14 protein-coding genes, 1 tRNA gene and 2 pseudogenes are annotated in these 19473 nt (G+C 71.2%); 10 read left to right on the top strand and 7 right to left on the bottom strand.

Going from position 1 to position 19473, the window contains the following annotated elements:
• Positions 1 to 15: 15 nt before the first annotated feature.
• Positions 16 to 480, bottom strand: a complete 465-nt coding sequence (locus HNQ79_RS09775; RefSeq protein ID WP_185029126.1) for an SSI family serine proteinase inhibitor — start codon at positions 478 to 480, stop codon at positions 16 to 18.
• Positions 481 to 568: 88 nt separating this feature from the next.
• Here HNQ79_RS09775 and HNQ79_RS09770 point away from each other — a divergent pair, with 88 nt between their 5' ends.
• From HNQ79_RS09770 to HNQ79_RS33585, 5 genes and pseudogenes are all read left to right on the top strand, one after another.
• Entirely contained in the window at positions 569 to 3184 is a 2616-nt protein-coding gene (locus HNQ79_RS09770; protein WP_185029124.1) for a bifunctional FO biosynthesis protein CofGH, read from the top strand.
• Between the two features lie 205 nt (positions 3185 to 3389).
• Positions 3390 to 3905 (top strand): NfeD C-terminal domain-containing protein, encoded by a 516-nt coding sequence (locus HNQ79_RS09765; RefSeq protein WP_185029122.1) that lies wholly within the window; start codon positions 3390 to 3392, stop codon positions 3903 to 3905.
• 76 nt (positions 3906 to 3981) lie between these two features.
• Positions 3982 to 5421, top strand: coding sequence for a flotillin family protein (locus HNQ79_RS09760; RefSeq protein ID WP_185029120.1), 1440 nt, complete (start codon positions 3982 to 3984; stop codon positions 5419 to 5421).
• A 216-nt stretch (positions 5422 to 5637) separates the two neighbouring features.
• Positions 5638 to 6740, top strand: a pseudogene (locus HNQ79_RS09755) (ADP-ribosylglycohydrolase family protein); the annotation flags it as partial.
• Positions 6706 to 6938, top strand: a pseudogene (locus HNQ79_RS33585) (hypothetical protein); the annotation flags it as partial. The pseudogenes HNQ79_RS09755 and HNQ79_RS33585, both read left to right, overlap by 35 nt.
• Positions 6939 to 7056: 118 nt before the next feature.
• Here HNQ79_RS33585 and HNQ79_RS09750 read toward each other — a convergent pair.
• The 3 genes from HNQ79_RS09750 to HNQ79_RS09740 all read right to left on the bottom strand — a co-directional run bounded on the left by HNQ79_RS09750 (position 7057) and on the right by HNQ79_RS09740 (position 9423).
• Positions 7057 to 7263 (bottom strand): DUF397 domain-containing protein, encoded by a 207-nt coding sequence (locus HNQ79_RS09750; protein WP_185029118.1) that lies wholly within the window; start codon positions 7261 to 7263, stop codon positions 7057 to 7059.
• Between the two features lie 196 nt (positions 7264 to 7459).
• Positions 7460 to 8335: a helix-turn-helix domain-containing protein gene (locus HNQ79_RS09745; protein ID WP_268253567.1), complete on the bottom strand. Its 876-nt coding sequence runs from the start codon at positions 8333 to 8335 to the stop codon at positions 7460 to 7462.
• A 290-nt stretch (positions 8336 to 8625) separates the two neighbouring features.
• On the bottom strand, positions 8626 to 9423 hold the full coding sequence (locus HNQ79_RS09740) for a GOLPH3/VPS74 family protein (protein WP_185029115.1): 798 nt from the start codon (positions 9421 to 9423) through the stop codon (positions 8626 to 8628).
• A 206-nt stretch (positions 9424 to 9629) separates the two neighbouring features.
• Between HNQ79_RS09740 and HNQ79_RS09735 the strand changes: the two genes are divergently transcribed.
• The 3 genes from HNQ79_RS09735 (at position 9630) to HNQ79_RS09725 (ending at position 14386) form a co-directional block, all read left to right on the top strand.
• Entirely contained in the window at positions 9630 to 12020 is a 2391-nt protein-coding gene (locus tag HNQ79_RS09735) for a D-alanyl-D-alanine carboxypeptidase (protein ID WP_185029113.1), read from the top strand.
• Positions 12021 to 12419: 399 nt separating this feature from the next.
• Positions 12420 to 12623: a cold-shock protein gene (locus HNQ79_RS09730; RefSeq protein ID WP_185029111.1), complete on the top strand. Its 204-nt coding sequence runs from the start codon at positions 12420 to 12422 to the stop codon at positions 12621 to 12623.
• A 227-nt stretch (positions 12624 to 12850) separates the two neighbouring features.
• Positions 12851 to 14386 (top strand): DEAD/DEAH box helicase, encoded by a 1536-nt coding sequence (locus tag HNQ79_RS09725; RefSeq protein ID WP_229923530.1) that lies wholly within the window; start codon positions 12851 to 12853, stop codon positions 14384 to 14386.
• Between the two features lie 167 nt (positions 14387 to 14553).
• Here HNQ79_RS09725 and HNQ79_RS09720 read toward each other — a convergent pair.
• Positions 14554 to 14626: transfer RNA gene (locus HNQ79_RS09720), tRNA-Arg, on the bottom strand.
• A gap of 97 nt (positions 14627 to 14723) precedes the next feature.
• Positions 14724 to 16172, bottom strand: coding sequence for a M6 family metalloprotease domain-containing protein (locus HNQ79_RS09715; RefSeq protein ID WP_185029110.1), 1449 nt, complete (start codon positions 16170 to 16172; stop codon positions 14724 to 14726).
• A gap of 301 nt (positions 16173 to 16473) precedes the next feature.
• On the opposite strand from HNQ79_RS09715, the gene HNQ79_RS09710 reads away from it, so the two are divergent.
• Positions 16474 to 17184, top strand: coding sequence for a TetR/AcrR family transcriptional regulator (locus HNQ79_RS09710; protein ID WP_373312575.1), 711 nt, complete (start codon positions 16474 to 16476; stop codon positions 17182 to 17184).
• A gap of 78 nt (positions 17185 to 17262) precedes the next feature.
• Positions 17263 to 18804 carry an MFS transporter gene (locus HNQ79_RS09705; RefSeq protein ID WP_185029106.1) on the top strand — a complete coding sequence of 514 codons (1542 nt, stop codon included), beginning with the start codon at positions 17263 to 17265 and terminating at the stop codon, positions 18802 to 18804.
• 48 nt (positions 18805 to 18852) lie between these two features.
• Here HNQ79_RS09705 and HNQ79_RS09700 read toward each other — a convergent pair whose 3' ends face one another.
• Complete coding sequence (locus tag HNQ79_RS09700) at positions 18853 to 19380, bottom strand: MarR family winged helix-turn-helix transcriptional regulator (RefSeq protein ID WP_185029104.1); 528 nt, start codon at positions 19378 to 19380, stop codon at positions 18853 to 18855.
• Positions 19381 to 19473: the final 93 nt, after the last annotated feature.

Here is a 19473-nt window from a genome sequence, read left to right as displayed (position 1 = left end):
CCCGCTCGCCCCGCCCTACGGCTGCGCCGCGTCCCGGTACGGCGACTTGGGCTTCGTGGGCACCCCCCGCGTGTCCGGCAGGAGCGGGACCATGGCGTCCCACCGGGAGATCTCGCACCCGTTCGTACGGTTGTACGCCGCGTCCACCGGGCGCCCGGCCCATGTCCCCGTGAGGCGGGCGGTCGCCGGGCCGCCGTACTGGTGGGTGCAGAGCGCGTCCGCCGCGACCGGGGCGAACGGGTCCTTTCCGTACACCGTTACCGCGTCCAGGTGGTCGCAGGCGAGCTGCGCCTCGGGGTGACTGCCGCCGGTCGGGTGGCAGGTCAGCTCGTACGTGCCCTCGGTCCCGGGGAAGCCGGTCCCGGCGACGGTGAGGGTGAGCCGGTCCCCGGTGTGCGGTTCGGGACCCGCCTGGGCGGGCGCCGCCGTGCCCAGCACGGCGAGCAGGGGCAGGGCGACGGCTGCGAAACGGCGCGACATACGGGTCTCCAGGGGAGTCGGAGGGTGTGCTGCGTCTAACGCCCCCGCACCCCGAACGTCACGTGCACGTCGAACGTATCCTCGGGGGATGACCAGCTCCGCAGCGCAGCCCGCCCGCCAAGGTCCGACGGAGAACGCCATGCGCCGGGCCCTCAGACGCGCCCGGGACGGGGTGGCCCTCGACGTCACGGAGGCGGCCGTGCTCCTCCAGGCGCGCGGCGAGAACCTCACCGATCTGTGTGCGTCCGCGGCGCGGGTGCGGGACGCGGGACTCCAGGCGGTGGGACGGCCCGGAATCATCACGTACTCCAAGAAGGTCTTCATCCCGCTGACGCGGCTGTGCCGCGACAAGTGCCACTACTGCACCTTCGTCACCGTCCCCGGCAAACTGCGCCGCGCCGGTCACGGCATGTACCTCTCCCCGGACGAGGTCCTCGACATCGCCCGCGCCGGAGCCGAAATGGGCTGCAAGGAAGCCCTGTTCACGCTCGGCGACCGGCCCGAGGAACGGTGGCCCGAGGCGCGCGAGTGGCTGGAGGCCGAAGGGTACGACGACACCCTCGCGTACGTACGGGCCATGGCGATCCGGGTACTGGAGGAGACCGGGCTCCTGCCGCACCTCAACCCGGGCGTCATGACGTGGACGGAGCTCCAGCGGCTCAAGCCCGTCGCGCCGTCCATGGGGATGATGCTGGAGACCACCGCGAACCGGCTGTGGTCCGAGCCCGGCGGCCCGCACCACGGCTCCCCGGACAAGGAGCCCGCCGTCCGGCTGCGTGCCCTCGAAGACGCCGGGCGCTCCAACGTCCCCTTCACCACCGGCATCCTCATCGGCATCGGCGAGGACTACGAGGAGCGCGCCGACTCCCTCTTCGCCCTGCGCAGGACGGCCCGCGCCTACCAGGGCATCCAGGAAGTCATCGTGCAGAACTTCCGTGCCAAGCCGGACACGGCGATGGGCAGGATGCCGGACGCGGAGCTGGAGGAGCTGGCCGCGGCCATCGCCGTCGCCCGGCACGTCCTGGGGCCCGCCGCCCGCATCCAGGCGCCCCCGAACCTCGTCGACGACGAGTACGCACTGATCATCGGCGCGGGCATCGACGACTGGGGCGGCGTGTCCCCGCTGACCCCCGACCACGTCAACCCCGAGCGCCCCTGGCCGCACATCGACCAACTCGCCGAGCGCACCCTTGAGTCCGGCTTCGAGCTGCGCGAACGCCTCACCATCTACCCGGAGTTCGTCCAGCGCGGCGAGCCCTGGCTCGACCCGCGGCTGATTCCCCACGTCTCCGCCCTCGCCGACCCCGGTACCGGACTCGCCCGGCCGGACGTCCGCCCCTCGGGCCTGCCCTGGCAGGAGCCCGACGAGGCGTTCACCGCCGCGGGCCGCACCGACCTGCACCGCACCATCGACACCGAGGGCCGCACCGGCGACCGGCGCGACGACTTCGACGCGGTGTACGGCGACTGGGAGGCCCTGCGCGAGGCCGCAGAACCCGGCATGGTGCCCTCGCGGCTCACCGGCGACGTCAGCCGCATCGACGGCGAGGTGAAGACGGCGCTCTCCCAGGCGGCCGCCGATCCCACGAAGCTGACGGACGCCCAGGCGCTCACCCTCCTGCACGCCGACGGGCCCGCGCTCGACGAGCTGTGCCGGATGGCGGACACCCTGCGGCGCGACGTGGTCGGTGACGACGTCACGTACATCGTCACCAGGAACATCAACTTCACCAACGTCTGCTACACCGGGTGCCGTTTCTGTGCCTTCGCGCAGCGCCGCACCGACGCCGACGCGTACACGCTCTCCCTCGACCAGGTCGCCGACCGGGCCGCGCAGGCGTGGGACGTCGGCGCGGTCGAGGTCTGCATGCAGGGCGGCATCCACCCGGACCTGCCCGGCACCGCGTACTTCGACATCGCGAAGGCCGTCAAGGACCGTGTGCCGGACATGCACGTGCACGCGTTCTCGCCGATGGAGGTCGTCAACGGGGCCACCAGGACCGGGCTGTCCTTCCGCGAGTGGCTGACCGCCGCCAAGGAGGCCGGCCTCGGGTCGATTCCCGGCACCGCCGCGGAGATCCTCGACGACGAGGTGCGGTGGATCCTCACCAAGGGCAAGCTGCCGACCGCCGAGTGGATCGAGGTCGTCAAAACCGCCCACGAGGTGGGGCTGCGGTCGTCGTCCACGATGATGTACGGGCACGTCGACCAGCCCCGGCACTGGCTCGGCCACTTCCGGACACTGGCCCGCGTCCAGCAGGAGACCGGAGGCTTCACCGAGTTCGTGACGCTTCCCTTCATCCACACCAACGCGCCCGTCTACCTCGCCGGCATCGCCCGCCCCGGGCCGACCGTCCGCGACAACCGGGCCGTCACCGCCATGGCCCGCCTGCTCCTCCACCCGCACATCACCAACATCCAGACCAGCTGGGTGAAGCTCGGCGCGGAGGGCGCGGCGGAGATGCTGCGCTCGGGGGCCAACGACCTCGGCGGCACGCTGATGGAGGAGACCATCTCCCGGATGGCCGGGTCCAGCTACGGCTCGTACCGCTCCGTCCAGGACCTCGTCGCCATCGCCGAGGCCGCGGGCCGGCCCGCACGGCCCCGGACGACGCTGTACGAGGAGGTGCCGCAGGAGAGAGTGGCGGCGGCGCACGCCTCGGACGGGCATCTTCCGGAACTGCTGCCCGTACTGGGGAACTGAACAGGAACCGCGTGCCTGCCGAGGGGCGTCGTCGCTGGTGCGCCGACGGCCCTCGGGGCGCTCCGCACCTTGATCGTCCACCGCTCGGCGCCCGGCATCAAGAACGTGTAAAGACTGCCGGTACCAGGCAATGTCGAATGTCAGTGCTTCGTGCGACGCTTCGGTCACGTCAACGGATCGGCGCGTACGGAGGGAAGGAGCACGCATGACACTGTTTCTCGGTCTCGGCATCGCGGGCATTGCCCTGCTGCTCTTCGCGTTGGTCTTCGACGGGCTGCTGGAGAGCCTGTTCGACGGTTTTTCCGCCATGGAGGGACTGTTCGACGGGTGGCTCTCGCTGCCGGTCATCGCGGGATTCACGGCGATGCTCGGCTTCGGCGGCGCGATCACGCTGGGCACCACCGGCCTCGGTGCCGCCGCCGCCACGGGGGTCGGCGTCGTCGCGGGGGCCGGTGCTGCCTGGCTGACGTGGAAGTTCAGCCGGGCCCTGATGCGGGACCAGACCGACGCGACACCGCGCGGTTCGGACCTGGTCGGAAGCTCGGGCTCGGTCGTCACGGCCATCCCGGCCGGGGGGTACGGCGAGGTGCTCGTCCACCTCGGCGGACAGCCGGTGAAGTACGCGGCGAAGAGCGAGACGCCGGTGGCGCGGGGCGCCGAGGTGTGGGTGGAGTCGGCCCTGTCGACGACCTCCCTGGCCGTGCGCCCCGTCGAACGCTGACCCCGCCGCTGCCCGTCCGTAGCACCGCGCGCCCCCGTCCTTTCATCACCGCACACCCATCACGAGGGATCTGCCCATGAGCCCAGTCGCACTCGCGGTCGTCGGAGTCGTCGTACTCCTCGTCCTGCTCGGCCTCGTCGTCGTCACGCGCTACAAGGTCGCCGGGCCGAGCGAGGCGTTCATCATCACCGGGCGGCGCGGCAAGAAGTCCACCGATCCGGTCACCGGCCGGATCATGACCGACAACAGCGGCCAGAAGGTCGTGGTGGGCGGCGGCGTCTTCGTCGTCCCGTTCGTCCAGCAGAAATTCACGCTCGACCTGTCCAGCCGCCACATCCCGATCGCCGTGCGCGGCGCGGTCACCCTGCGCGGCGTCAAGGCCAACCTCGAAGGCGTCGCGATCGTCAAGGTCGGCGGCAACGAGGACGCCATCCGGGCCGCCGCCCAGCGTTTCCTCCAGCAGCAGGACGGCATCGTCGGCTTCACGCAGGAAGTGCTCTCCGGCGCCCTGCGCGCCATCGTCGGCCGGATGTCCGTCGAGGACATCATCCGGGACCGGGCCGCGTTCGCCGGCCAGGTCGCCGAGGAGGCGGAGGCCAGCCTGTCCGGGCAGGGCCTCATCCTGGACGCCTTCCAGATCCAGGACATCACCACCGAGGGCTCCTACCTGGAGGACCTGGGCCGGCCCGAGGCCGCCCGTGCCCGCCAGGAGGCCGACATCGCCGAGGCCATCGCCAAGCGGGCCTCGGAGCAGGCCCGGCTGAAGGCGGCCGAGGAGATCGCCATCGCCGAGCGGACCTTCTACCTCAAGCAGGCCGAGATCCGCGTCGAGACCGAGGCCGCCGCCGCCAAGGCGAACGCCGCGGGTCCCCTCGCCGACGCCGCCCGCCAGCAGGAAGTCCTCGCCGAGCAGGAGAAGGTCGCCCAGCGGCAGGCCGCGCTGACCGACCGCGAACTCGACACCAAGGTCCGCAAGCCCGCCGACGCCGCCCGCTACCAGGCGGAGCAGGAGGCCGAGGCGCGCAAGGTGGCGCTGGTCAAGCAGGCCGAGGCGGACGCCGAGCGCTCCCGCCTGACCGGTGAGGGCGAGAAGCTGCACCGTGCGGCGCTCGCCGAGGCCGTGCGCATCGAGGGCGAGTCCGAGGCCGCCGCGATCTTCGCGAAGGGTTCGGCGGAGGCCGAGGCCATGCAGAAGAAGGCGGACGCCTTCGCGCAGTACGGCGACGCCGCCGTCATCCAGATGCTGGTGGAGGCGCTGCCGCAGGTCGTCGCCAAGGCGGCCGAGCCGCTCAGCGCCATCGACAAGATGACGGTGATCTCCACGGACGGAGCCTCCCAGCTCTCCCGTACGGTCACCGACAACGTCGCCCAGGGCATGGAGCTGCTCAGCTCCACCACCGGCGTCGACCTCGGCGAACTGCTGAAGGGCATCGCGCAGAAGAAGGCCGGCCCCGCGGCGGCGGAGCCGGCCGGCGCGTCCAACACGCCCAACGGTCAGATCCCGATCACCGACTGACTGGCCGAGCACCAGCTGCACACAATTGACCGACCCGTGGCTCCTCAGGACCTGTAACCGACCGTTACGGGGCCTGGGGAGCCACAAGTCGATCGGCTACCGTGGCGCGCCATGAGCAGCAGTCGTGCCAGCAGTGCGGCAGCCCCCACCGGCGCCACCGCCCCCGCCCACGCCCCCGCCGGCCCTGCACCCTCACCAGGCTCCCCCGGCAGAACGGCCGCCGTCGTCTGGGGGCGCGCCGAACAGCAGGACTTCCGCAGCCGGGTACGCGGCGCCCTCCTCGGCGGCGCCGTCGGCGACGCACTCGGCGCGGCCGTCGACCCCCTGCCCCTCGCGGAGATACGCCAGGCGCACGGCCCTGCCGGAGTGCTCGACCTGCTCCCCGCGTACGGCAGACGCGGCGCGATCACCGCCACCACCCAGCTCACCCTCTTCACCGTGGACGGTCTCATCCGCGCCCAGGTCCGCCGCGACACCGGCGCCTGGCACCCGCCCACCGACCTCTACCGCGCCTACCTCCGCTGGTCGGCCACCCAGCACGACTGGGGCCCCGACGAACGCCGCGCCGACGACGGCTGGCTGGCCCGCGAGGAATGGCTGTACCAGCGCAGATCGCCGGGCCGCGACACCCTGGGAGCCCTCCGGGAGCCCACCATGGGCACCCTGGCGGACCCCAGGAACCCCGGCTCGGCCGCCCCGGCCGCCGTCGCCCGCTCCGCACCCTTCGGGCTGCTGGTCGGCTGGGATCCGCAGCTCGTCTTCCAGCTCGCCGCGGAATGCGCCGCGCAGACCCACGGCAGCCCCGCCTCGCTCCTCGCCTCCGGCGCGTTCGCCGTCCTCGTGCACGGCCTGACCCGTGGCGAGGGCCCCACCACGGCCGTCCAGCGGGCCCTGGACAGCTCGCCGCACGTCCGGGGCACGAGAGCGTGACCGACGCGCTGCGGGCCGCCCTGGACGCCGTACGGCAGGGCCCGCCCACCGCCGAGCAGGTGGCCGGCCTCGGCGACGCGCGGACGCCCGAGGGGGTCCTCGCCGTGGCGCTGTACTGCGCCCTCGTCGGAGCGGACCTCCGGCACGGGCTACGGCTCGCGGTCAACCACGACGGGGCGTCCGCCACCACCGGCGCGCTCTGCGGGGCGCTGCTCGGCGCGATGCACGGCGAGACGGCCCTGCCCCCGGACTGGGTCGCGGAACTGGAGGGCCGGCCCACCGTCCTCGAACTCGCCGACGACTTCGCCATGGAGATGACCCAGGGCCCGGCCCTGCACGGCCCGACGACCAGCGCGCCCGGCTGGCTGGCCCGCTACCCGCGCGCGTGAGTCCGTACCCGTCCATCAGGTCGAGGGCGTCGGCACCCGGCTGACGCTGCGGTGGTTCCCCCGTGCGAGCAGTGGCGGGAACGCTTCGGCGGACACGGGGAGGCGGTCGCCGGAACGGGGCTCGGGCGGGTGGAACTGGTGGCGCCGTTCGTCCCGACGGTGATGGGGACGGACCGGTACGTCGATCGGCTCCGTTAGGTTCTCCGCGACGGGGTGGTGACGACGAGGAGCCCCCTCGGCCAGGACGGCGGGCCAGTCGAGAGGGCTCTGCGGTCGTACAGGTGGTGCCTGTGTGGCGCGCTCGTCGCTCGGCGCGTCAGCGGCCGAAGGAGCCCTGGCCGACTTCCGTGATGAACGAGGTCCACGAACCGGGGACGAACGAGATCGAGGGGCCCTCGGGGGCCTTCGAGTCCCGCACGTCGATGGCGTGCACCGCCGGGGACTTCACTTCCACACACGCTCCGTTGCCACCGGAGTACGAGGACTTCGTCCACTCGGCCGTCGCGCCCTTGAGAATTGCCATGTCCCTACCGCCTTCACCAGTCGTGCGTCGGTCATTTTCGAGCTGCCAACGGGCTTGCTTGGCGTGATCGACGCTACGCCTCAACTCCCGTGTCCACAGGAGCGGTTCACTCGACCGGATGGCATATTCCGGAGGCTCTACCGGCGGTGTGGGAGAAGGGTGTACGGTACGCGCCCGAGGTCGTCGGGCCGACGGGTCAGGCGGCCGGTTCCCCGCTCGCGTACCGCTTGGCGATCCTCTCGATGTGCCGCTGGGACTCCTCCGTGCTCAGCGCCTTCGCCCTCAAGTGCTCGTACATTCCGGTGTACTTCTGCACGTCGGGCGTCTTCTCCAGGTACAGGTCGCTGGTCACGCCCTCGATGTAGACGACGCTGGAGTCGGTCGTCTCCGGGAACTCCAGGATCGCGTAGTGACCGCTGAGCCCGGTGTGCGCACCGGCGCTGAACGGCAGTACCTGGATGGTGACATGGGGCAGCTTGGACAGCTCCTGCAGGTGCTCCAGCTGCGCCAGCATCAGGTGCCGGTCGCCGACCACCCGGCACAGTGCCGCCTCGTCGATCACCGCCCACAGGCGCAGCGGCGATGTGGTCGTGGTGATGCGCTCCTGCCGGCGCAGCCTGACACCGACGCGCTTGGCCCACTCCTCCGGGGTGGTCTCGGGCAGGCTGCCGGAGATGACCGCCTCCGCGTACTGCGGGGTCTGCAGCAGTCCGGGCACCACCTGCGGCTCGTACACGCGCAGGTTGTCGGCGTCGGTCTCCAGGCCGATGTACACGCTGTACGGGATGTCGCCGAACGCGTGCCACCAGCCCTGCTGGCGCGAGTCCTTGGCCATCTGCATCAGCGACTCGACAACCCTCGGATCCTCCACCTCGTACACCCCGCACAGGTCGCGGACGTCCCGCGGGCTGATGCTGCGGCGGCCGTTCTCCAGCCGGCTGATCTTCGACTGGGACACCAGGAGCCGCTCGGCGACCCCTTCCGCCGTCATGCCTTTTAACTCGCGGAGCCGACGCAGCTCCTGACCCAGTCGGCGTCGCCTGACGGTGGGATTGACATTGGGGGACGCCACGGAACTGCACCTCCGGCTGCGTGCTGCGCTTGTCTCTTGACCAGCAGACTGCCACCAACTTGCTTGGGCGCGCTGGTAAACGTCAACACAGGGTGGGGCGACGGGCACGCGTCCGTACCGGCACGGGCCGCGAAAACGCGCACGCGCGGGGCCGTGGACCGGCCCTCCTTCCGGACGGCCGGTCCACGTGCCCCGCGCGCTGGGTGCGGCTTCCGAACCGGGCCCTGGGGGACGACGGTGCGGCGGTGTGCAACGGGTGGTGCGTCAATGCCTGTTCGGTGTGCGGTGCGTCAGTGGGCGACCGCCCTCGCCATGCTGCCGCGATGCGGCTGCTGCTGCATGGCCAGTGACGCCGCCCGCTCCGACGGGTGCGCCGGCTGACGCGTGCCGCCGCCTCCGTTGCCGCCGCCGCCCGGACTGCCCGGAGCGCCGGAGGTGCCGGGTGCGGCACGACGCGGCTGTGCGGCCACGCCGTTCTGGACGTCCATCACGGCGTGCGCCACGAGTCCGCCCATCGGGTCGTGCCGAATCAGGTCCCGCAGACGGGACCTGGACGACCGGCCCTCATTGCCGGGGTAAAGGTGCTTGCCGAGCCCCACTGCGTGAGCGAGCGCGGCGAGCGCCGCGGTCCGCGGGTCCGGCGGAACGCCGGTGCGGATCGCACTGTCCAGCCGGGCACGGATGTCCCGGCTGATTGCCGTGTCCGTCGCCTGATAGCGAGTCGTCGGCAAGACCCCGCACATATGGCCCGAGACGGCATGCACCATGCCGCAGCGCTCCAGATGCGCGAGATAGATCTGGCGCAGCCCCAGCCGGGGCCCGCCGATCCAGTGGACCGCCCGAACCGGGCTGCCGCGACGGCGCAGCAGTTCCAGTGCGGAGTCCAGTGTCGGATCTCCGGTCGGCCGTGGCATCACCACGGCGATACGATCCCCGTCAGGGGCTATCCGTCCTGCCAGAGCCAGCTCCACTAGCTGTGCCCCGGCCAGGCCGAGGTCGAGCGACTGCGGCTGCGCTGTGGTACCCGTTGCCGGGTCCAGAGCGAGCAACAGAAGCTCCTCCGGAATTGTTCTGCGGCTCCTGCCCATCCATGCCTCCCCGCGTGGATGAATGACAGGGTGACCCCTCTCACATTCATCTGTCGAGAGTGCCTGTGTGCTTTGGACGGGAACCAGTAGGTATGTCGTTCTCGTCTAGCACAGGGGTCCGGTGCCCGTAGCGGGACACTGGTTCATGGATCGGACAGGCGGGGGGCGGCCCCCGTACACGGCGTGTTGGCGTTCAGGAGGCATCGGTGGCGGGCGAGTCCCCCGGCAGGTCGGAGCAGCGGAAGTCGTCGGGGGAGACGGCTGACAACGAACGCGATCCCCGGCTCGCGATGTTCCGCGAGAGGTCGGCGAAGTCCACGGAAGGGGCTGCGGACGGCCCCGTGAGCGCGGAAGCGGACGCTTCTGCGGACGCGGCAGCCGTTCCGGACGTACGGGCGGACCAGGCGTCGGAGCCCGGATCCGCGCCCGAACCCGAACCCGGTTCCGCCGCGGGGGCGCGGACGGCGGTGGGCGCCGACGGTGATGACGGACCGCCCGGAGCATCAGCTGAACCGGACCCGGAACCCGAGAAGGGTTCCGGCCCCGCTGAGCCCGGCGAGCCCGACGACTCCCGTCTTCGCGCGGCGGTGGCCGCCTGGGTGGCCACGGCGGACGAACCGGACGAGGACGCAACGGCGACCGCGGACGACGCGGCCCCGGACGACGCCGACGCTCTCGACGCCGAGGACGTCCCGGCCGAGGACCTGCCGGCCGAGCCCGCCGCTGCCGAACCCGCCTCCGCCGAGCCCGCTCGCACCAAGGGCGGCGACTCCGCCGAGCCCGCTCGCACCAAGGGCGGCGCCTCCGCCGAGCCCGCTCCCGCCAAGGGCGGCGACTCCGCCGACGGCAGTGCCGGTGACGGCGCCGACGCGGGGGAGGACCACGGCGGGACCGATCAGGCCACCGCTGTCTTCAAGGCCGTACCGCCCGCTCCGGCAGCCGAGGAGGTCGATCAGCCGACGGCCATGCTCAAGCTCCCCGCCAAGGACCCGAAGGGCGGAACGCGAGCCGAGCCGGAGTCGGACGTCGAGCGGACCAGCACGTTCGTACCGCTCAAGCCCGCCGACGAACGACCGGCCGGCCCACCCCGCAGGCCCGGCGAGACCGCCGCGCGGCCGGGGCAGCCGGCCCGGCCGGACCGGACCGGACAGCAGCTCGGTCCGGCGGCCCGTACGGGGGCGCAGGCGCGTCCCGCGGACCGGCGGCCCGGACCGGCAGCCGGTGCGGGAGCCGCCGTGGGAGCCGGTGCGGGAGCCGGTGCCCCGGGGCTCCCGGAGGCCGAGCGGACCAAGCAGCAGCCGCTGCCCCCCAAGCCGCCGCTCGACCTGCTCGCCGAGCTGACCAACAAGCCCGCGCCGCCGGAGACGCCGGTACGGACGACCGTGCGCCGGGTCAAGATCTGGACGCCGCTGCTCCTGCTCCTGGTGATCGTCTTCGCGGCCGTGCAGCTCCTGCGTCCGCCGCCGGACGCCGAGCTCGGGCTCAGCGCCACGCCGTCGTACACCTTCGAAGGCGGCAGGACCGAGATGCCGTGGCCCGGCGAGGGGCAGTCGGCCATCGAGGTCGAGGGTGTCGGCAGCCTGGGCACCGAGGGCCCGCAGAAACCCGCGCCGATCGCGAGCGTGGCGAAGGTCATGACGGCGTACGTGATCCTCAGGGATCACCCGATCAAGGGCAAGGAGAACGGCCCGAAGATCAAGGTCGACCAGCAGGCCGAGGACGACGGCAAGAAGGGCGACGAGTCGACGGCGCAGGTCAAGGCGGGTCAGGAGTACACGCAGCGGCAGATGCTCATGATGCTGATGATCCCGTCGGGCAACAACGTGGCGCGGCTGCTGGGCCGCTGGGACGCGGGTTCGGAGGAGAAGTTCCTGGAGAAGATGAACGCCGCCGCCCAGGACCTCGGCATGACCAACACCAAGTACACCGACTCCAGCGGTTTCGACACGGGCACCGTGAGCACCCCGGTCGACCAGATCAAGCTGGGCCGGGCAGTGATGAAGAACGACGTCTTCCGCGAGATCGTGGACATGCCGGAAGTCGAGATTCCGGGCCTGCCGAAGAAGATCTACAACAACAACAAGATCCTGCTGAAGCCGGGTGTCAACGGCATCAAGACCGGCTCGACGACGCCGGCGGGCGGCAACCTGCTGTTCACGGCGAGCACGGTCGTCGACGGCGAGACGCGCAGGATCATCGGCGCGGTGATGCATCAGACCAGCGGGGCCGTGCTGGACGACAAGCTCGACAAGGCGATCTTCGACAGCCTGAAGCTGATCCAGAAGGCCCAGGAGGCCGTCACGTCGGCGACGGTCGTCAAGAAGGGCGACGTCGTCGGATACGTGGACGACGGGCTCGGCGGCAGGACGCAGGTCGTCGCGACGAAGGACCTCAAGGCGGTGGGCTGGCCGGGGCTGAAGGTCGACCTGGCGATCGGCGCCGCGGCCGGCAAGTCCGTGCCGCACACCGGCAAGAAGGGCGACGTGGTCGGCGAGGTCACGGTCGGTACCGGTCCGGGGCAGGTCCGGGCGCCGGTGGCGTTGCAGAGCGACCTGGCGGAGCCGGGCATCGGAGCGAAGCTGACCCGGCTGGGGTGACCCGGTCGGGGCGGGGGCGGGGGCGTGGGTGACGTACGCACGTCACCCGCGCCCCGTGCGTTCCGGGCGTCCCCGCCACATCGGTGCGGCGAAGGAGGTTAGGTTCGCGCACTCGGGGGTACATTCATCCGCGCACTCCGCGGGGTGACGAGGCGTGGACGAACTTCTTCATTTCTCGCCGTGCCGAGAGGCTCGCGGCATGCTACGGTTTTCGTAGTTGCAGTTGTGGTTCCCGAAAAGACTTACAAGTGCTCTCCTCGGATTCGTCACATTCGTCTCCGTTGGGCGCACTTTTCTTTTGTATTTCCGGTGCTTTTCTCCCGGACGGGGTCATCATCGCGCGACGTGGGACATGCACAGTGTGTGTTCCCCGGGTTTTCACCCCGAAGGAGATTTGACATGGCTACTGGCACCGTGAAGTGGTTCAACTCGGAAAAGGGCTTCGGCTTCATTGAGCAGGACGGCGGCGGCGCCGACGTCTTCGCCCACTACTCGAACATCGCCACCTCTGGCTTCCGTGAGCTCCAGGAAGGCCAGAAGGTGAACTTCGACGTCACGCAGGGCCAGAAGGGCCCGCAGGCGGAGAACATCACCCCCGCCTGATCATCGGCTTCGTGCCTGATCAGCGGTGACAGCGCGGCTGGGACCTGCACCTCGGGTGCAGGTCCCAGCCCGTTTTTGCGCCTGAGGGAATCAAACGGGTCCGTTCGTTGTTCATACGAACCGGACCTACTTTTTGTTTTTAATTCATTTCGGCTCGTTCTTGAAATGCGGCCCGCCCGGCGGGACCGGCTTTTCCTCGATGCGTGCCGTATCGAGGAGGAATCTCCGTGAGTACGAACTACGCCCGCTTCGGCGGTAACCGTGACACCAGCGCAGGCAAGAAGAGCGGCGGCGGGAGCGGCACACGTGCTGCCGCGGGCGTCGGCGGTCGTGGCGGCAACCGCACCGGTGGCAGCAGCGGTGGTGGCGGCCGGTCGCGCCGTCCGGTGCCGCTGAAGGGCGAGTTCGCCCCTCCGGTCTCCGTCACCCCCGCACTGCCCCCGGTCACGGACTTCGCCGAACTCGACATGCCGGACAGCGTGCAGCGGGCACTGGTCGCCGAAGGCGTCACCGAGCCCTTCCCGATCCAGGCCGCGACCCTCCCCAACGCCCTCGCCGGACGCGACGTCCTCGGCCGTGGCCGTACCGGCTCGGGCAAGACCCTCGCCTTCGGCCTCGCGCTGCTCACCCGTACGGCCGCGTACGGCAGGCGCGCCCAGCCCAAGCTGCCGCTCGCGCTCGTCCTCGTACCGACGCGAGAGCTGGCGCAGCAGGTGACGGACGCGCTCACGCCGTACGCGAAGACCCTGAACCTCAGCATCGCCACCGTGGTCGGCGGCATGTCGATCGGCCGGCAGTCCTCCGCGCTCCGCCGCGGATCTGACGTCGTCGTCGCCACCCCCGGCCGTCTCAAGGACCTCATCGAGCGCCGCGACTGCCGCCTGGACCAGGTGCGCATCACGGTCCTCGACGAAGCGGACCAGATGGGCGACATGGGTTTCATGCCGGACGTCACCGAACTGCTCCAGCAGGTCAGGGAGGACGGCCAGACGATGCTCTTCTCCGCCACCCTCGACCGCAATGTCGACAAATTGGTGCGTACGTTCCTCACCGACCCGGTCGTCCACTCCGTGGACCCGTCGGCGGGCGCGGTCACCACGATGGAGCACCACGTCCTCGAAGTGCACGGCGCGGACAAGCACGCCACCACCATCGAGATCGCGGCCCGCGACGGCCGCGTCCTGATGTTCCTGGACACCAAGCACGCCGTCGACCGCCTCACCAAGGACCTTCAGGACGCCGGGGTACGCGCGGCGGCCCTGCACGGCGGCAAGTCGCAGCCCTTGCGCACCCGTACTCTCGACCGCTTCAAGACCGGCGAGGTCAACGTCCTCGTGGCCACGAACGTCGCCGCGCGCGGCATTCACGTCGACAACCTCGACCTCGTCGTCAATGTCGATCCCCCGACCGACCCCAAGGACTACCTGCACCGCGGCGGACGCACCGCCCGCGCGGGTGAGTCCGGACGCGTCGTCACCCTGGTCACCCCCGGCCAGCGCCGCGACCTGCACCGGCTGATGCGCGAAGCCGGCATCCACCCGCAGACCGCTGCCGTCCGCTCCGGCGACGCGGAACTGAGCCGGATCACCGGCGCCCAGGCGCCGTCGGGCGTACCGGTCCGCGCCCCGAAGTCCTCCGCCCCGGAGGAGACGCGCACCCGTGCTCCGCGCGCCCGCCGCTCCCCGGCCCCCTCGCGCGGACGCCGAGAGTCGGCGGAGATGGCCGCGGCCCGCAAGGCGGCTGCGGTGCGCAGGGCTTCGTAACCCACGGCTTCGGGGGCCCGGCCCGCAATCGTGCACGGGCCGGCCGCCGCCCGGCGGGGCGTGAGTGGCGTGGTCGCGATCATGCCGAAGGGCCAGTACAGCGAAGGACAGTACAGCGAAGGGCCGGTACCCGGGAATCACACCCCGGGTACCGGCCCCTCTCGCTGTGCCCCCGGCAGGATTCGAACCTGCGACACCAGCTTTAGGAGAGCTGTGCTCTATCCCCTGAGCTACGGAGGCGACACTGCCCCTGGGGACAGCTCAGGACAGGTTAGCGGATGGACGGGGCGGCTCGCTCGAAGGGGAGGGCGTTGCGGGGGTGGGGGTGTACCTGGGGTCAGGGGCGGGTGATGCGGATGCGGTGGTTGCCGGAGTGGTCGCGGTCCAGGACGTCGATGCGGACGCCGCGTGCGGCGTCGATGAAGGAGGCGCCGGGGGTGAAGGTGGCGTCGGAGAGTTCGAGGTGGACGTTGGGGCGGCGGGTGCAGCCGGCGCTGCCCGGGGTGTGGTCGGCGACGGTGATGGGGCCGTTTCCGGTGTCGACGTCGGCATCGACGCGGTAGATGAGGACGCCGGGCTTGCAGACGGCCTCGTCGTTGCCGGCGCGGGTGCGGACCTCGACGGCGTAGCCGGTCTTGGGAGTGAGGGGGACGAAGGCGAGCTTGCGGCCGTCGGCGGGGGAGGCGAGCGGGGCCAGGGTGAGGTCGGTGGTGCCGCCCCGGGCGGCGCAGCCGATCTGACGGCTGTCCAACCAGCCCAGCTTCCATTTGTGCCAGCCGAGCATGTCGTTGTTGGCGCCCCAGTCCTCGGACATGATGTCCCAGTGCCCGACCGAGCCGCCGCCGTCCTCGGTGTAGAGGTCGGGCAGGCCGAAGACGTGACCGTTCTCGTGGGGCAGGACGCGGAAGCCGGTTTCGGCGTACGAACCGGACCCGTCGTCCTGCCGGCTGTAGACGAACGACGTGTTGGCGAGCGGGACGCCGTCGGCTACGGGGGCCTCGTGGTTGCCGGAGAAGGTGACCGACAGGACCGTGTCGAGGGCCGAGGGGCCGGCGTTCGGGGTGACCAGGATGTTCACCAAGTCGTAGGCGGAGAAGTCGACCTGGGGGTCGGCCAGGGACACGATGTCCCGGACGAGCTGCTGATAGCCGGGCTCGAAGGGCGCGCCGCGCTCTATCCCGTACTCGGAGAAGGCCAACGGCATGCGCAGCCACTCGGTGACCGGGGCCTCGGGAACGTAGCGCAGGCGGCCGTAACTGCTGGCGTCGAACCAGGCGGCGGTCTGCGGTGCGAACTCCTGGAAGCGGTCGAGCGCGCTGCCCTGCCCCGGGGCATCCGGAAAGTCGATCATCAGGTTGAGGGCCCGCACCTCGCCGGTCGAGCGGGAGTAGCCGGAGGGTGTGGGCATGCCCTCCGACATCTGGATGCCCCGGGTGCCGGTGAGACGGCACGGCCGGGCCGCTGCCTCGGCCGCTTCGAGGGAGCCGGGCGGGCCCGCGGGTTCCGTTTTCGCGTGGAGCAGGCCAGGCGCGTCGGCGGTGTCGGCGGCGCGTGGGTTTCCGGAGGGGCCCCAGGAGGCGCGGCCGGAGTCGGCGAGGGGAGTGCTCGCGGTGGCCACGGTGGCGAGGGCCACGGCGGTCAGGGCGCTGAGAGCGCGGGGGTGACGCGGGCGAGGTGAGCGACGGGTGCGGCGGTCGGTGCGGGGTTCCCGGGACGGGGCGGCATGGGGCGCGGGGGGCGGGTGGGGGCCGTCGGGTATGTCGGGGCGGGGGCGGGGGTGCTGCATCGAGGTCGCCTTCCGCTCCGCGCAGCCCCGTCCGTGCCGTCCCGGACAGTCTCGACTGCTCCTGTTCGCCCACCCTCCGGCGGGTGGCGCGACGGCGCGCGTTGGGTGGGCCGATGGTGGGTTTCCGGACGCGGTTCGTGTGATGCGGGTCACAGAAACCCAGGAGTGCCAGGTGGAAATAAACGGGGAGCGTCTCCCCGTTTGTAGGTGAGACCGCGGGAAACGGGGAAGACGTCCCCGTTTCTGCGCGGGCCGTTACACGTCCCGTACGGGAGCGGCAGTCGGAAGGAGAGTCGTGGCCATCAGCGAAGCCGGTACCTCTGCCGCGCGCAGCGGCGCGTGCGGGGAGGCGCGGAGCGGTGCGTCCGTCGCGCGGAGGCGCGGGGGGCGTCCGCGCGCCGACGCGCTGCGCAATCGGGAGCGCATCGTCAGCGCGGCGCGCGAGATGCTCGTCGAGTTCGGGCCCGACGTGCCGCTCGACGAGATCGCCCGCCGGGCGGTCGTCGGCAACGCCACGCTCTACCGGCACTTCCCCGACCGCAAGGACCTCGTCCACGAGGTCGTGGTGTCCGTGCTGTCCCGCACGGCGGAGATCGCCGAGTCCGCGGTCATGGAGATCGCCGAGGAGCGGGGCGACGCCTTCGGGGCGCTGCGGCGCTTCGTGCACGAGGCCGCCGACGAGCGGATCGGGGCGCTGTGCCCCATGCTCGCCGAGGGCTTCGACGCCCAGCACGCGGACCTGCTCGCCGGACGCGAGCGCCTCGAAGTGGCCGTCGAGGACCTCATGGGCCGGGCCCGCAAGGCCGGCCGCCTCCGTGCCGACGTCGCCGTCGGAGACCTCATGGTGGCGCTGTCCCAGCTCACCCGCCCACTGCCCGGCAGCGGATGCGTGGACTTCGACCAGTTCGTCCACCGCCACCTGCAATTGTTCCTCGACGGCCTCGAAGCTCCCGCACGCTCCGCACTTCCCGGCTGTGCGGCAACCCTCGAAGACCTCCGCCGACCCCAGTAGAAGCACGACCTCCCGCGCCCTCACCGACGCGGCAACCGTCCCTTTTTTCTGTCTTTAACTTCCTAGGTGGCCACTCCCATGCCAAAAACAGACCTTCCCCTGTCGAAGACGGGGACCGCGATACCGGATCCGAACCGCTGGAAAGCGCTCGTCTTCATCGCGCTCGCGCAGCTGATGGTGGTGCTCGACGCCACGATCGTGAACATCGCGCTGCCCTCCGCGCAGCAGGACCTCGGCATCTCCGACGCCAACCGCCAGTGGGTCATCACCGCCTACGCGCTCGCCTTCGGCGGGCTGCTCCTCTTCGGCGGACGGCTCGCCGACCTGTGGGGCCGCAAGCGCGTCTTCGTCATCGGCCTGGCCGGTTTTGCTGCGGCCTCCGCGCTCGGCGGCGCCGCGTCCGGTGAGGCGATGATGCTCGGCTCGCGCGCCCTCCAAGGCGTCTTCGGCGCCCTGCTGGCACCCGCCGCGCTCTCCCTGCTGGCCGTGACGTTCACCGACGGCAAGGAGCGCGCCAAGGCGTTCGGCATCTTCGGCGCCATCGCGGGCGGCGGCGGTGCGGTCGGCCTCATCCTGGGCGGTTTCCTCACCGAGTACCTGAACTGGCGCTGGACCTTCTTCGTCAACATCCCCTTCGCGGTCGTCGCCGGCGTCGGCGCGTACTTCGTCGTCCGCGAGCCCGCCGGTGGCCGCAACCGCTCCCCGCTGGACATCCCCGGCGTACTGCTGTCCACGGCCGGCCTCGTGGCCCTCGTGTACGCCTTCACGCTCGCCGAGACCGAGGCGGACGGCTGGACGGCCACGATGACCCTCGGGACGTTCGCCGCCGCTGTCGTCCTGCTGGCCGCCTTCGTGGCCGTCGAAGCCAAGGTCAAGCACCCGCTGCTGCCGCTGCGAGTCCTGCTGGAGCGCAACCGGGGCGGGGTCTACCTCTCGCTCGGACTCGCCGTCATCTCGATGTTCGGGCTGTTCCTGTTCCTGACGTACTACCTCCAGATCGTCAAGGGGTACTCGCCGGTCATGACCGGCTTCGCGTTCCTGCCGATGATCGTCGGCATGATCACGGGCTCCACCCAGATCGGCGCCCGCCTGATGACCCGGGTGCCGCCGCGCCTGCTGATGGGGCCGGGCTTCCTGACCGCCGCGCTCGGCATGCTGCTGCTCACGCAGCTGGAGATCGGCTCCTCGTACGCCGGACTGATCCTGCCCGCGCAGCTGCTGCTGGGCCTCGGCATGGGTACGGCGTTCATGCCCGCCATGTCGCTGGCCACGCACGGCGTCGAGGCGCGGGACGCCGGAGTCGCCTCCGCCATGGTCAACACCTCGCAGCAGGTGGGCGGCGCGATCGGCACCGCCCTGCTGAACACCATCGCGGCCAGTGCCACCACCGCGTACGTCGCCGCCCACGCGGCCGGCGCCACCAGCGAGCAGCTGCTCCGGGCGCAGGCAATGGTGCACGGCTATGCCAGTGCCATTTGGTGGGCCGTCGGCATCCTCGTCGTCTCGGCCGGCATCGCGCTGACGCTGATCAACACCGGACGGCCGGGCACGCACCCGGTGGCCTCCGGCGACGGTCAGGACGCCGAGGACGAGCTGAGGATCCCGGTGGTCGCGCACTGACCTGTACCTGTCCGGGAGCTGCCCCGGTTCCGCCGAGGAGTCGCGGCCTCAGCGGAGCCAGGGCAGATCCGCGCCCGTGCCCGTCGGCTCCAGGCCGTCGGCGATCGTGCACATGATCTCGCCGAGCTGCCGCACCTGCCCGGAGCTCAGCCGGTCGAACATCGCCCTGCGTACGAGTTCCACGTGCCCGGGGGCCGCCTGCACGAGGATGCGGTAGCCCTCCTCGGTGAGGAAAGCGTTCTGTCCACGCTTGTCGGAGGGGCAGTCCTGGCGGCGTACCCAGCCGTTCTTCTCCAGCCGGGCGACCGCGTGCGAGAGCCGGGAGCGCGTGATCTTTGCGTTCTTCGCCAGCTCGGTCATCCGCAGCTTGCGGCCCGGGGCCTGGGCGAGCTGTACGAGCAGGCCGTAGTAGACGTGCGGCATGCCCGCGTCGCGCTGAAGCTGGCGGTCCAGGGTGTCGTCGAGGAGGGTGGTGGCGTGGACGTAGGCGCGCCAGACCCGCTGCTCCTCGTCGTTGAGCCAGCGCGGCCCGGCCGGGGGCGCATCTGTGCGGGTCGCGTTCTTGTCGGTGCTCATGCATTCCACTGTAAGGCCATCTACTTGAAGATTAAACTAGACTGACCCGGTGTGCCGAGCGCGCACGCCCTGCGCCCCCGGCGGGCACGCCCT

This window comes from Streptomyces candidus, from assembly GCF_014207445.1.
In the GTDB taxonomy this organism is placed as follows: Bacteria; Actinomycetota; Actinomycetes; order Streptomycetales; family Streptomycetaceae; genus Streptomyces; species Streptomyces candidus.
Note: the sequence above shows the minus strand (reverse complement) of the source record. Positions and strands in the feature narration are given on the sequence as shown.